Source organism: Salinicola sp. JS01 (assembly GCF_030284585.1).
In the GTDB taxonomy this organism is placed as follows: Bacteria; Pseudomonadota; Gammaproteobacteria; order Pseudomonadales; family Halomonadaceae; genus Salinicola.
This window is the reverse complement of record NZ_CP127244.1, coordinates 1,149,855-1,163,940: the sequence shown is the minus strand read 5'-3', so window position 1 is coordinate 1,163,940 and position 14,086 is coordinate 1,149,855. Positions and strand designations below refer to the sequence as shown.

General features: G+C 70.7%; 7 protein-coding genes. 1 reads left to right on the top strand and 6 read right to left on the bottom strand.

What is annotated here, in order from left to right; translation table 11 throughout:
• Positions 1-21: 21 nt before the first annotated feature.
• A complete protein-coding gene (locus QO259_RS05200) occupies positions 22-921 on the bottom strand; it encodes a RibD family protein (protein ID WP_285952069.1) in 900 nt (299 codons plus the stop codon).
• A 270-nt stretch (positions 922-1,191) separates the two neighbouring features.
• Between QO259_RS05200 and ribA the strand changes: the two genes are divergently transcribed.
• Positions 1,192-2,331, top strand: coding sequence for a GTP cyclohydrolase II RibA (gene ribA, locus QO259_RS05195; RefSeq protein ID WP_285952068.1), 1,140 nt, complete (start codon positions 1,192-1,194; stop codon positions 2,329-2,331).
• A gap of 276 nt (positions 2,332-2,607) precedes the next feature.
• Here ribA and QO259_RS05190 read toward each other — a convergent pair whose 3' ends face one another.
• Genes QO259_RS05190 through QO259_RS05170 form a run of 5 tightly spaced genes read right to left on the bottom strand, consistent with a single transcriptional unit; the run spans position 2,608 to position 14,004 of the window.
• Positions 2,608-3,225: a Fic/DOC family protein gene (locus QO259_RS05190; protein ID WP_285952067.1), complete on the bottom strand. Its 618-nt coding sequence runs from the start codon at positions 3,223-3,225 to the stop codon at positions 2,608-2,610.
• Positions 3,226-3,249: 24 nt separating this feature from the next.
• On the bottom strand, positions 3,250-4,065 hold the full coding sequence (locus QO259_RS05185; RefSeq protein WP_285952066.1) for a creatininase family protein: 816 nt from the start codon (positions 4,063-4,065) through the stop codon (positions 3,250-3,252).
• A gap of 50 nt (positions 4,066-4,115) precedes the next feature.
• Entirely contained in the window at positions 4,116-6,218 is a 2,103-nt protein-coding gene (recD, locus tag QO259_RS05180) for an exodeoxyribonuclease V subunit alpha (RefSeq protein WP_285952065.1), read from the bottom strand.
• Positions 6,215-10,153: an exodeoxyribonuclease V subunit beta gene (gene recB, locus QO259_RS05175; protein ID WP_285952064.1), complete on the bottom strand. Its 3,939-nt coding sequence runs from the start codon at positions 10,151-10,153 to the stop codon at positions 6,215-6,217. Before recB ends, recD begins: the two co-directional genes overlap by 4 nt.
• A complete protein-coding gene (locus tag QO259_RS05170; RefSeq protein WP_285952063.1) occupies positions 10,150-14,004 on the bottom strand; it encodes an exodeoxyribonuclease V subunit gamma in 3,855 nt (1,284 codons plus the stop codon). The genes recB and QO259_RS05170 overlap by 4 nt, the downstream gene beginning before the upstream one ends.
• Positions 14,005-14,086 lie beyond the last annotated feature (82 nt).

Sequence of the window (14,086 nt, the reverse complement as noted above, 5' to 3'; positions counted from 1 at the left end):
CCGGCGTTGGAAACTCGCGGCTCAGCTTGCCGCACCAAGGCGCAGGTCGAAGTCGAACAGCATGTCCTCGCCCAGGCTGAAGTGGCGGCAGGCAGGACGCAGCGCCCGGTCCAGCGTCTCGATCTCGGGCAGCGTCAGCGCCGGGCGCCCGGAGCCGATGATCATCGGCGCCACCACGCTGTGCAGACGATCGAGCCGGCCGGCCTCGAGGAAGCGCGAGATGGTCAGACCGCCACCCTCGACCAGAATGCGTCTGCAGCCACCCTCGGCCAGCAGCGCCACTACCTCGGCCGGATCGGCCCCGCCGGCATCGACACGCAGCGGCTTGACCGTGACGTGGCCAGCGCCCTGGGCGGCCATCCCGGCGGCGGCATGCGCGGCGCGCGCCGCGGCCACCAGATGCCAGGTCGGCGCCGCGTCGCGGGTGAACACCCCCCGCGTGGCGCAGACCCGGGCGCGCGGATCGAGCACAACCCGCAGCGGGTTGTCACCCTCCACGTGGCGCACCGTCAGCTGGGGGTCATCGGCGTCCACCGTGCCGGCACCGACCACCACCGCATCCACCAGCGCGCGCGTGCGGTGAAGATGGACCAGACTGAGGGGGCCGGTGACGTAGTGGGAGGCGCCGCTGACCGTGGCGATGCGCCCATCCAGACTCTGGCCGAGCTGGGCAATGAGCCGCGGGCCCCGGCTGAGATCGGCGACGCACCAGGGCAGCCAGATCGACAGCAGCTGCGCCGCGTCGCTGCTCACCTCGGCTTCGCTGTGCCAGCTACCCTCGGCATCGACCTCGAGGCGCAGACCGTCTCGCTCGACCCTGCCATCGAAACGCTGGCGTCGCGTCGCCGCGGCGATATCACGAATCCAACGCCAGGCGAGCGGCGTATCGATCTTCGTAGCGCTCTCGAAACTGGTGGACATGGGCACTCCTCGGCCAGACTGGGGGGGAAGGACGCAGCGAGCGTCGTTGCGCTACACGGAGATCACGCGTGCAAGGTTAGCAAACCCTACCGCTGGCGGAAGCGCGCGAGCCGACGACCGGCGGTGAAGCAGCAAAGGAAGCGCTGAATAAATTGTCGAACGAGATGAACGGCAAGGCTCACGGAACGCCGCCATTCGCTCGTGCAGGCATGTAGGCAGCGGTTCCCCAACACCGGCTTGAATCATGGAAGATGCGTAAGGAGATATGAGATGCGACAGGTAGAACGAGCGATTTTCGACCTGAGACGCGGCCTGCCGGTACTGGTACGGGCCGAAGGTAGCGATGTCATGGTCCATCCGCTGGAAGGCTGCGACGACGAGGCACTGGCGGCCCTGCAGGCGCTGAGCGGCAGCCAGCCGACCCTGGCCCTGACCCGCCACCGCCTGGCGCGGCTGGGTGTCGAGACCGAGCACGCCGCCGCGCTGCTGCCGATCGACGCCGCCGATACCGCCGAGGAGGTGATCGCCTGGGCCAGCGCCGAGGACAAGCGCCTGCCCGCCGACAGCCGCCCGAGAGCGGCTTCCTCCGGCGCTCAGGCAGCGCTGGAGATGATGCGCATCGGCCTGCTGATCCCGGCGGCGGTGGTGGCCGACGTTGCCGCCGAGCGCCGCGCCCAGGTCGAGGCACTGGTCGCCGAAGGCTCGGTGCTGGCGCTGCCCGCCGAACAGATCGCGGCCTACGCCGAGCACCGTTCGCACTTTCTCAAGCGCACCAGCGAAGCGCAGATCCCGCTCTCCCACGCCGAGGAGAGCCGTTTCGTGATGTTCCGCGAGGCCGACGGCATGCGCGAGCACATCGCCATCCTGATCGGTGACCCGCAGGCCTGGAACGAGGCCGTGCCGGTGCGTCTGCATTCGGCCTGTCTCACCGGCGATCTGTTCGGCAGCCTGCGCTGCGACTGCGGCGAGCAGCTGCGCGAGAGCGTGCGCGCGATCGACGAGCGCGGCGGCGGCGTGCTGCTCTATCTGGCCCAGGAGGGGCGCGGTATCGGCCTGGCCAACAAGCTGCGCGCCTACACCCTGCAGGATGGCGGGCTCGACACCGTGGATGCCGATCAGGTACTCGGCTTCGGTGAGGACGAACGCACCTATGGCGTCGCCCTGGAGATGCTCGAACAGCTTCAGATCCAGCGTATCGAGCTGCTCACCAACAACCCGGAGAAGCTCAACGCCATGGCCCAGGGCGGCATCGAAGTGGTCAATCGGCGCGGCGTCTACGGCAAACTGACGCGGCAGAATCAGCGCTATCTGGATGCCAAGGCCAAGCGTGCCGGCCACTGGCTGGAAGAGGTGCTGGGCCAGGAGAGCGACAGCCGAGTGGCCCCGTTCAAGCGCCCGGTGACCAAGTAAGAGAGAGCGACAACGATCCCCGTCTGCTCCTTTGCAGACGGGGACGAGCAGTCGTGGAAAAAGCTGCGCCCAAGCCTGCGCGCGCGAATCCGTGCGCGATCGGGTATCATGGAAGAGAATCACTCAGAGGCCGATCCATGCCTACGAATGTCAAGTCACGTCGTCCGGCGATTCGCCGCGAAACGCTACTGAAAGCGGTTGCAAGTTCAACGGCAGTAGAGACCGACGACTCGATCAAACAGATCGAATCCCGTCTGAAAGCCCGCCGCGGCCGTTTCAAGACACTATCGCTCTCCTGATATATGTCGCCATCGGCGAGTAATCTCGCCCCATGCCGGCATGAATGGCCGCTATATAGCCTGATTTGTCACCTTGCCAGCTCGTATAGTCGAGCAAGCCAAGTCCAGCTTGGTAAGCCATGGCATCCGCCAATAATCGAGCGATTCGGCCATTGCCTTCGCGGAAGGGATGGATCAGGATCAGCTCGACGTGAACTTCGGCAATCGCCTGAGTGGCCTGCTCAGGCGTCAAGCTACAGCACGGCGTGAGTGTGGATAGCCAGCGTTCATCCAGCTGTTGCAGCAGCCCTGGAATCTGCGCCGCCGCCGCGAACATGAAGTCATCCTTTGCCAGATTGACCTGGCGCTCCTCCCCGGCCCAAGGATATATGGCACCCAACCAGCGATAGTGGCACTGCTTGAGCCAGCGTGAGCTGAGCCGCTGCCGAATACTCAATGTCGCGAAAATGTCCTCGTAGAGCTTGAGCAGCAATTCCGCTTCTGCCTCATCCAGGCTTGCCTGATCGGTCAACCCCAGCTTGTTGGCGAGCACCTGCCCGTTCGAACCTGGTTCCGCCTCGCCCTGCTCTTCCCCCACATGGTACCGATCGGTCATGACGCTCTCCTCGAGAGATGGCGACTACCGCAACGTCGAGAGATCGAACTCGGCAGCGGCCTCGATCACCTCTGCCAGCCGCGCCGCGAAGTGCGCCACCAATCGACGCCCGGTAGCGGCATCGGCCAGCGTGGCATCCCCGGTAACCCCGCTCGGGTGCAGATCCTGAGCCATCCAGGCATAGCCGGCGTCGCCCTCGGGGCCCAGCCGGGCGCCAGCGTCGGCCTGACGCTGGGCCTCGGAAATCGCGTTGGTCAGCGCCTCGCGGCGCACCTTCTCGGGTGCCAGATGCAGCATCATCGCAGTCTCCAGCGCCCCGCCGTGGAGGCCGTGGCGCAGCTCGGCGGCGGGGAGCGCCTCGGGCGGCGGGGCGAAGCGGAAATAGTTGGCCTTGACCACCAGCATGGCGTGGGCCGCGCGCAGCTTGAGCGCGGCCAGATCGATCACCGCCTTGTTGCCGCCGTGGCTGTTGAACAGCACCAGACGGCGGATACCGGCCCGGCTCACCGCCTCCCCCAGCGCCTCGATCACGCCGATCGCCGCCTCCGGCATCAGGCTAAGGGTGCCGCAGAAGGCGGTGTGTTCGAGACTCGCCCCCAGCGCCAGCGGCGGTAGCACCACCACCGTGCCCGAGTTGCGCAGCTCGTGGCTGTCCAGCTCGGACGTGGCGGCGGCCAGCAGGCCCAGGCCGATATCCAGATCGGTGGAGAGCGGCAGATGCGCGCCATGCTGCTCGATCGCCGCCAGCGGCAGTACCGCCACCGTGCGTGCGTCGACCCGCTCGGCCAGCTCCGGGCCGGTCAGATCCTGCCAGTGGAGAACGCGTTGCACGTCGATCATACCCGATTCCTTGTGGGGTGATTGGGAGTCTCTATTTCAGGGCCAGTGACTCAGGGCCTCGGCGCTTCGGGCGCGCGCTCGTCTCTCTCGTGTGCCGGCGCATCGCACAGCAGACGCTCGGCAATCGCGCTCTCGCGCACCACGCGTCGGGCGATCGCCTCGCGTAGCGTGCGGCTCTGCCCCGCCCCCGCCGCCAGCGCCAGGCTCAGGCGTGAACGTGCCCGGGTGACGCCAGTGTAGATCAGCTCACGGGTGACGATCGGGTTGGCCCGCGCCGGCAGCACGAACAGCACATGCTCGAACTCCGAGCCCTGGGACTTGTGCACGGTCATGGCGAAGGCGGTGGCGGCGGCATCCAGGCGCGAAGGCAGCACCTGGCGCACGCCATCCCCCTGCACGAAGCAGACCCGCAGGCGCCCCTCGGCGTCGGCCAGGGTCAGCCCCAGGTCGCCATTGTAGAGCCCCAACTGGGGGTCGTTGTGGGTCACCATCACCGGGCGCCCGGCATACCAGCCGTCGGTGCGCGCGATGAACCCCTGGCGCAGCAGAATCTGGGCGATGCGCGCGTTGAGCCCCTCGACGCCCCACTCCCCCCGACGCAGGGCGCACAGCACCTGGAAACGGCCCTGCAGCGCCAGCAGCTCGGCGGCGGGCGCACCGCGGGCGAGGGCCGTGAACAGCGCCCGGTAGCCGTCCACCACGCGGCGCTCGAAGGCCGCACCCTCGCTGGCGATACGTTCGATATCGGTATAGCCCGCCCCCAGGCAGTCGAGAAAGGCATCGCCATCGCCGGCATTGGCGGCCCGCGCCAGCGCACCGATACCGCTGTCGGCGTGGAAGCGAAAGCTGCGGCGCAGCATTGCCACATGATCGGCCAGCGGGTTGGCGCTCGCCGCCGGCGGCAGCGACTCGCCACCGACCCGGGCCAGATAGGCGCGGGTCGCCTCGGTGTAGCCGACCTCACGCTCTACCCCGGCACCCACGCAGAGATCGCCGAGCACCGAGCCCGCCTCCACCGAGGCGAGCTGGTCCTTGTCGCCGAGCAGGATCAGCCGCGCCTGGGGCGGCAACGCCGCCAGCAGCGCGGCCATCATCTCCAGATCGACCATCGAGGCCTCATCGACCACCAGCAGGTCGAGACTCAGTGGCGTATCGGCGTCGTGGCGGAAATGGCGCGTGTCGGGCCGCGCCCCGAGCAGCCGGTGCAGGGTCTGCGCCTCCTGCGGAATCGCCGCGCGCACGTGTTCCGCCACCGGCAGCTTGGCCACCGCGCCGGCGATCGACTCCGACAGCCGCGCGGCGGCCTTGCCGGTGGGTGCGGCCAGGCGGATCCGCAGCGCCGCCCCGGCGTCCAGCGCCTGCTGCTGCAACAGCGCCAGCAGCCGCGTCACCGTAGTGGTCTTGCCGGTGCCCGGGCCGCCGGAGATGATCGTCAAGCGCTGGCGCAGCGCCAGCGCGCAGGCGACCCGCTGCCAGTCGGGGGCGTGCGTCGCGGGATCAGCGGCCGAATGCGCGTTGCCGGCGAAGAGCTCTGCCAGCGGCGCGGCCATGGCGTCGCTCACCGGGAGCGTGCCGCCCAACCGCTGGCGCAACCGTGCCGCGACCCCGCGCTCCGCCTGCCAGTAGCGGCGCAGATAGAGCCGCTCCCCCTCCAGCACCAGCGGTGTGGCGCTGGTGACGGCGGTCTCGGCGCTGGCCACCAACGGCGAGGCTGCCAGCCGCGCGCACCAGTCGGCGAGATCGAGCCCGGCCAGTAGCTGCTCCGGCAGCGTCACCGGCGTCGCCGGCGGCTCGCCGCCATCCAGCGGCGGCAGCGACAGCGCCGAGTGCGGCGCCGCCAGCGTGCGTGGCAGTGACAAGCAGACATGGCCGCGCCCCGCCTGATGGCTCACCAGCGCCCCCGCCAGCCATACCAGCGGGTCGCCGCCGGTGGTGTGATCGACACCGGCATCGGTACCGGAATCGCCATCGTGGGCGGCGAGAAAGCGCGCGAAGTGGCGGTCGAGCTGACGCAGCCAGCCCAGCTCGACCCACAGCGCCAGGGCCGCGAACAGCCCCTCACGCTGCAGCACCACCGGCGCCGGCGCCGCCAGATCGAGCGCGAACTGCCCACTCTCGCGCGGTTGCGATGTCGCGCCGTGATTCTTGGTCATGTCTCGATCTCCTCGGCCATCGCCAGCAGCGCATTGGCCGGGCCCTCGTCGCCATCGAGCCAGGCATCCAGCGCCTCGATCAGTGCCTGTGACGGACGCCGGAAAAAGACGCCGGGCGCAGGGTCGGGCGGCGTATCGGCAGGCACCTCATGGACAGCCCCCGGCGCGGCGTCGGGCGCCATATTGAAAGGCCCCGGCGCGGGGTCGGGCGGCGTATCGGCAGGCGTCTCATGGACAGCCCCCGGGGCGGCGTCGGGCGGCGTATCGGCAGGCGTCTCATGGACAGCCCCCGGGGCGGCGTCGGGCGGCGTATCGGCAGGCGTCTCATGGACAGCCCCCGGCGCCAGGCCGCGCAGGAACACATAGCAGGCCCCGCCCATGTGGCGGGCGTAGTCATAATCCTCCAGGCGCGCCGCCAGCAGCCGATGCAGCGCCAGCACGTAGAGCACGTACTGCAGGTCGTAACGGTGGGCGACCATCGCCGCCGCCAGCCGCTCGCCCACATAATCGGCGGGGTCATCGCCGAGATGGTTGGATTTCCAGTCGAGCACGTACCAGCGCCCGTGGGCCTCGAACACCAGATCGATGTAACCCTTGAGCATGCCGTTGAGCTTGCGCGGCGCCAGCCGCGGGCGCTGCCCGGGCAGCGGCTCCAGCCGGCTCACCAGGCGATCGAGGGGTGCGCTCCAGGCCGCCGTCGCCGGCAGCCAGAACTCGAGCTCGGTACGCCATGCCGAGAGCGCGGTAAGCCGCACCTCGCCGGCGGCTCCGCGCAGCAGCGGCTGGCACAGACGCTGGGTGAGCCAGTCACCGAGCAGCTCGGCCCAGTCCGCCTCGTAACCGCCCAGGGCCAGGCTGCGCGCTACCTCACGGCGCACCTCCTGGGCGTAGCCCGGCATCGCCAGGCGGTCGAAGTCGAGGCGTTCGAGCAGGCCGTGCAGAAAGGTGCCCGGCCGCGGCCCACGCGGAAAGTCGATCAACGAGCGAATCCGCGGCCGCGGCACCGGGTCACGCTCCTGGCTCACCTCGACATCCAGTGTCGCCGGCAGATCCTCGCCGACGCCCAGCCGAGCATCGGCGATCAGCGCCGTATAGGAGGCGATCCACCAGTCATCGTCGATCGTCCCCCGGAAGCGCCGCGCCGGCTTGGTCGCACCCGCCGTCTGGGCCTGGCGCAGGCGCCAGGCCGGCGGTTCGGGAGGCGCCGAAAGCGCGAGCCAGCCGGCACGCTGGGCGGCCTGCAGGCGTGCCAGCAGCGCCTCGCCGTCATCCTCGGCCTGGCTGCCGAGCAGCCGCCCCAGCGCGGTCTCGTGGAGACAGCCGCCGCGGCTGCGCCCGCGCCCCACGTGGGCAACGCCCAGGCGGCAGGCGTAGATCGCCCGGGTCAGCGCCACGTAGAGCAGGCGTACGTCCTCGTCGAGCCGCGCCAGATCGGCGTCGCGCCGCTGCGTCTCGTCGGCGCCGGCGACCATCACGCTGCCCTCGCCCTCGGGCGGGCGCAGCGCCAGCAGCTGGGTCTGGCGGTCGGGCTCCGCCGGGCGGTGGGAGCAGACGAACGGCAGCAGCACGATGGGATACTCCAACCCCTTGGACTTGTGCACGGTAATCACCTGCACCAGCTCCTCGTCGCTCTCCAGGCGCTGGCTCAGCGCCTGGCTGTCGAGACTCGTCTCGCCCGCCTGCAGCGCCCGGTGCCACCAGCGCAGCAGCGCCTGCTCGCCATCGAGTCGCTGCTGTGCGGCCTGGGCCAGCTCGCCCAGATGCAGCAGGTCGGTCAGCGCGCGCTCGCCGTCGGCGCGGGCGGCCAGCCGCTCGGCGATGCGAAAATCGCGCATCACCGCGCGCAGCATCGGCAGCACCCCGCGCCGCTGCCACAGCCGGTGATAGTCACCGAAGCGCTCGACCTCGCGCTCCCAGGCCAGCTCGTCGGCGAGCAGCGCCTCCAGCGCCGTGGGGCTGTCGTTGAGCAGCCGCGAGGCGAGCGCCGCCTTGAGCCGGGTGTCCTGACGCGGCTGCGCCACCGCTTCGAACAGCTGCAACAGCTCGAACGCCTGCGGGGTATCGAACACGCTGGAGCGCTCGCTAAGATAGACGCTGCGAATGCCGCCCTCGGCCAGCGCCCGGCGCACCTTGAGCGCCTCGGGGCCATTGCGCACCAGAATCGCGATATCGGCGGGCTGGAGCTTGCGCTCGCCGTGCTCGCCGGTAAAGTGCCACGCGCCCTCCAGCAGCCGCTGCACCTCGGCCCGGGTCGCCGTCGCCATGCGCGCCTGATAGTCACCCTGGGCGTAGCGCTCGCTATCCGGCCACCAGGCGCCAAGTGCCGCCACCGGTGCGCCCTCCTGGGTCACCAGATGCGTCGACTTGGCGCTGGCATCCACCGCGACGAAGGGAATCTCGGCGCTGCCGAAGGGTTCCGGATGGCCGGCGAAGAGCGCATTGGTCGCCGCCACCATGGCCTCGGTGGAGCGGAAATTGCGCAGCAGGGTGAAGCGGCTCGGGGTGGCCCGCCGGGCGCGCAGGTAGGTATGGATATCGGCGCCACGGAAGGCGTAGATCGCCTGCTTGGGATCCCCGATCATCAGCAGCGCCGTGGTCGCCGGGTCGCTCTGCGGCGCGCGGTAGAGCCGCGAGAAGATGCGGTACTGTACCGGGTCGGTGTCCTGGAACTCATCGATCAGCGCCACCGGCAGCTCGTGCCGGATGCGCGCCGCCAGGCGCCAGGCGGCGGCCTCGTCGCCGGCTCCCGCCGCCGGGGTCAGTGCCGCATCCAGATCGTTGAGCAGATCGGCGAACTCCCACACGCCCTGGCGGCGCTTCTCCTGGGTAAAGGCCTGGGCCACGCGGTCGCGGGCGTGCACCAGCACCCGGGCGGCGATGGCATCGAACGGGCGCACCTGCTCGGCCAGGCGGTCGAGCGCGGCGAAGAAGGGGTGCGCCGGCGGCGTGGCGCCCTTGCGGGTAGCGCCGTCGAGCTTGGCCTGGCCCAGCCAGAAGCGCCCGCTGCTGTCGCTGATCTCCTCCGCCGCCTCGAACTCGCCGCGGGCGAGCCAGGCGGCGTAGGCCGCCAGACGTGTCTCCAGCTCCTCGGCCTTGTAGCTGCGCTTGTTGAGCGCCCCGGCCTCGAACGCCTGCGCGAGCGTCTCGCGGATTGTCGCCTCGTCCCAACTGGCGGCCACCTCCGCTTCGATCGACTCGCGCGCGCCGAGCGTGCGTTCGGCGCCGGCGAACAGGGTCTCGAGCGAGGGCGGCGCGGTGACTGCCTCGCCGCCGACCCACAGCGGCTGCGGCTGGCCATCCTTGAGCAGCGGCGCCAGCGCCGCGGCCAGTGCCTCCGGGCCACTCCAGTGGGCGCGGATCTGACGCTGCCAGCGCGCGTCGAGCGGGTAGAATTCGCGCCGCCAGTAGTCCTCCACCACCTGCGTCAGCAGCGTGCGACCCTCCTGCAACAGCTCGGCGGAGAAGCGCGCGCCAGCATCGAAGGCGTGGCGGGTGAGCATGCGCTGGCAGAAGCCGTGGATGGTGAAGATCGCCGCCTCGTCCATCAGCCGCGCGGCCTGATCGAGGCGCCGTGCGCCGCTGCGACAGGCCGTCTCACCCGCCGCCACCAAGGGCGCCAGCAGGGTCGCCAACACCCGGTCACGGCGCGCATCCGGGCTCGCCAGCAGCCACTCGCGGGCCTGCTTGAGCCGCGCCCGGATCCGCTCGCGCAGCTCCGCCGTGGCCGCTTCGGTGAAGGTCACCACCAGAATCTCCGGCGGGGTCAGCGGACGCGGAAAGTCCAGCGTCTCGCGCCCGGGCAGCGGCCCGAGCACCAGGCGTACATAGAGCGCGGCCAGGGTGAAGGTCTTGCCGGTGCCGGCGCTGGCCTCGATCAGGTGGCGCCCGGTCAGCGGCAGGGTGTCGAGTTCGAGGGCGACGACGCGCTCGCTCATGAACGCTCTCCGGTGACGTGAATGCGCTGCGTCGCGCGCCGCATGGCGTCGAGCAGTGGCTGATAGTGGCGTACGCTCTCGCCCACCCCGCCGGCGGCGGCAAAGCTGTCGAAGTCGGGCCACAGCTGCCCCAGCGCTTGTTCGCGCCGGATCAGCGCCTCGACCTGGAAGTTGCCTGACTCGAACTCGCCCGCCAGGGTGTCGTGCAGCGCCGGTGCCAACGGCTCGCCGGCGGCCAGCGCCGCCAGGGTATCGCTACCGCACTGGCCCCACAGAGTCCTGGCCAGTTCGCCGGCGGCCGGTAGCGGCGCGCACCAGGCGCGCCACCAGCATGCCAGCCAGGCGGCCAGCGTCTCGCGCGCCAGCGCCCGCTCCAGCGGCGGAAAGCGCAGCACCCGATCCTCGAACAGCGCGCTCCAGGCGGTGGCGTGCTCGCCCCCGGCGTTGGCCAGCAGCCAGCGCAGATAGCCGGCGTGGAGCCGATGCGGCTTGCCCAGTTTCTTCCACGGACCGTCGCCCTCGGGGCGGAAGTGGCCGAAGTGGCTGGTCTCCAGGGTGATCAGCTCGGCCCCCTCGTCGCCCAGGTAGAGCTCATCCAGGCGCGCCTCCAGCGCCAGGGCCGGGGCCGTGCCCGCCGCCGGCGCGGCGAAGTGCACAAGCGTCGGCTCAGCGGCGGTGAGAGTCGCGGTCAGCCCGCGCCAGCTCGCCAGCTGCGCGCTCAGGCGCTTGAGCGGCGGTTCGATCAGCGCCTGGCCGAACCCCGCCGCCGGCAGCCGCCCGGCGAGACGCAAGCGCTCGGCCACCTGCACCAGGGGTTCGCCGCGGCGGCCGGCATCGAGCAGCTCGCGCTTCAGGGTGTGGTCCTCGAGCGCGTCCAGGGTGAACGGCTCGCTATCCTCGTCGGGCACCTCGGCACGCTGGAAGCGCACCCCGAGCCGGCCGAGATAGACACTCCACGGGCGTCGCAGCAGGCGCTGCAGATCGTTCAGCCCGAGCGCCTCTGCCGGCGGCTGGGGCCTCTCCGGCGCCGGCGCGGTGGCGTCGTCGGCGGTGCGCGGGTGTGCCCCGGCCTCGGCTGCCCCTGCCCCTGCCGCTGGCTCGCCGGCCCCGTGCAGCGGCGCCCAGCTGGCGTCATAGGTGAAGCGCGGGTCGTCGGCCAGGAAGTAGCGGCGTGAGAACGGCTGCAGCGGATGGGTCTCGATCAGGCGCTCGGCCAGGCGCCGCTCGGAGTCGTCGCCCTCGGCTGCGTCAGTGGTCGCCGCTGCGGCCGGCTGCCAGCCCTGCTCGAGCATGTCGAGCAGCTCGCCGATCAGCACCGAGGGCGGCCGCGGGGTGTTGTCGCGCTGATCGAAGCCGACCCAGGAGAGGGTCAGCCGGTCGCGGGCGGAGAGCAGCGCCTCGAGCAGCAGATAGCGGTCGTCGTCGCGCCGCGAGCGGTCGCCGGGGCGCGCCCTCCCCGCCATCAGATCGAAATCCTGCGGCTGGCGGGTGCGCGGATAGGCGCCATCGCTCATCCCCAGCAGATAGATATGCCGGAACGGGATAGCACGCATCGGCATCAGGGTAGCGAAGTTGACCTTGCCGGCGAGAAAGCGTTGGGCCAGGCCGCCCTCGTCGAGCTCCGCCTTGAGCGCGTCCCGCACCACGCCGAGCCCGATCGGCTGGGTGAAGGCCGCCAGCTCGCAGCTCGCCTGCCAGCGGCCCAGGGCCTGATCGACCCGCGCCAGCACGTCGTGCTCGTCGAGCCCGGCGGGCTGGAACATCCGCGCCAGCAGCGCCCCCAGGCGCACCCGCCATTCGGCCGGCGTGCCCGGCGCGCAGAGTGCGGCGCGCTGCTCCTCGAGCGCCGCCACCAGCTCCGCCAGGCGCCCGGCGAGATCCGCCTCCAGCCCGCCGACCTCATCGAAGGGCACGATGGCATCGAACTGCCACGCTGCGGACTCCCCCACGCTCGTTCCGCTGGCTCGCGGCGGCAGCGGGCCGCTTGAACGCGGCGGCAGCGGGCCGCTTGAACGCGGCGGCAGCGGGCCGGTCGACTCCGGCGGCAGCGGGCCGGTCGAATACCCCAGCAGCATGCGCTCGAGGCCGAACGCCCAGCTGTTCTCGTGCAGCGCCGGAAAGCCCAGCGCGCGGCGGTGGCTGGCGGAAAGCCCCCAGCGCACGCCGCTCTCCGCCAGCCACTGGCGCAGCCGCGGCAGCTCGCCCTCGTCGATGCCGAAGCGCGCCCGCAGCGCCGGCACGTCGAGGGCATCGAGCAGCTCGCTCACCCCGAGCCGCCGCTCCGGCAGCTCCAGCAGCGCCAGCACCAGCACCATCAACGGATGGGTCTCACTGGCCACCTGGTCGGCGATGGTGAAAGGCACATGGCGCGGATCGTCCGCCGCATACTGCCCGAACACCGCCTCGATGTAGGGCGCGTAGCTGTCGATCTCCGGCACCATCACCAGAATGTCACGCGGGCGCAGCGGCGCCCCCGCCGCACTCGCCTCGTCGAACGCGGCAAGCAGGCGGTCGTGCAGCACCTCGACCTCGCGCAGCGGCGAGTGCACTCGGTAGAAAGACAACGAGGCGTCTTCGGCGGCGATCGTCCGCTTGCGGCCCTGCTCTCGCGCCAGCTCTCCGGGGTGGCGCAGATCGAGCACGTCCTGCTGGATCTGCGCGAGCAGTGAGGGAGCGTCATCCGTGGCCGGGTCCTGGAACAGATCGGTTTCGACGTCGAAGCCGCCATCCTGGCTCTCGAATTCATAGAGTCCGACGATGAAGTCCCGCCCCTGGGCGCCCCAGGCCGCGAGCAGCGGGTTGGCCTGCAGATGCAGCGCCTCCTCGTCGAGCTCGGCGAGCCACGGCGCCTCCGGATGTCGCCCCTGCTGGCGCGCCTGGGCGTCAGCGGAGAGGCGCCCGGCGCGTTTGATCGCCTCGCGGTCGGAGACGATATCGCCCCAGTAGTGGCGGCACGGGTTGGTGATCATCAGAAAGACATCGATCACCCCGGAGAGCGCGTGCAGCGCCTCCAGCAGCTGTGCCGGCAGCGCCGAGATACCGAACACGAACAGCCTGGGCGGCAGCCCCGGTGGGCAGGTGTCGAGCGCCCGCGCGGCGCGCACGAAACGCCCGTGCAGCCGCGCCCGGTGGAACTCGCGCTCGGCCGGATCGGCATCGTCCAGCAGCGCCCGCCACAGCGCCGGCTGCCAGCGCTGGTCGGCGGGCAGATCCATTGGTGCCGTCTCGTCCCGCTCCCACGCCGCCAGCCAGTCGGGTCGATAGTTGAGATACTGGTCGAACAGATCGGCCAGGCGCACCGCGAGCTGCCAGCGCTTGCGCTCGGCCTGCTCGGCGGCGGAACCCGGCGCGTCGGCCGCGTCCGATACCGCCTGCTCACCGGTGTCTATCGACCCCGCGCCATCGTCCCCCTCTGCCCCGGAAGAGAAAGCGCCTGCGGCGGACCCCGCGTCAGCGGATAGAGCGCCTGCGGCGGACCCCGCGTCAGCGGACAAATAGTGCGCCAGCGGCGCGAACACCTCCGGCTCCGCCTCGATCCGGGATTCCAGCAGACGCAGAATGCGCCACGCCAGCGGCCGCTTGTCGAACGGCGAGTGTTGCGGAATCGGCGCGCCTTCACGCTCCAGCACCGCGCGGTAGGCGCGCCAGACGAAGCTCGACGGCAGCGGGAAGTCCACCGAGGCGGCGACGCCATCGGCCTCCGCCAGCGACAGCCGCAGCCACTGCGCCATGCCGTTGGACTGCACCAGGAAGGTCTCGGGGGTGAGGGGTGGCAGCCGCTGACGCTGCATCACCGCCAGCGACAGGTCGCGCAGATCCTCGAGGTGGTTGGCGTGCAGAACACTGAACATTCACGCTCCAAAGAACAGAGATTCGGCCGGGCCGATAGGCCGCCTATCCTACCCCGGCACGGCGCGCCCAGCACACGGGATC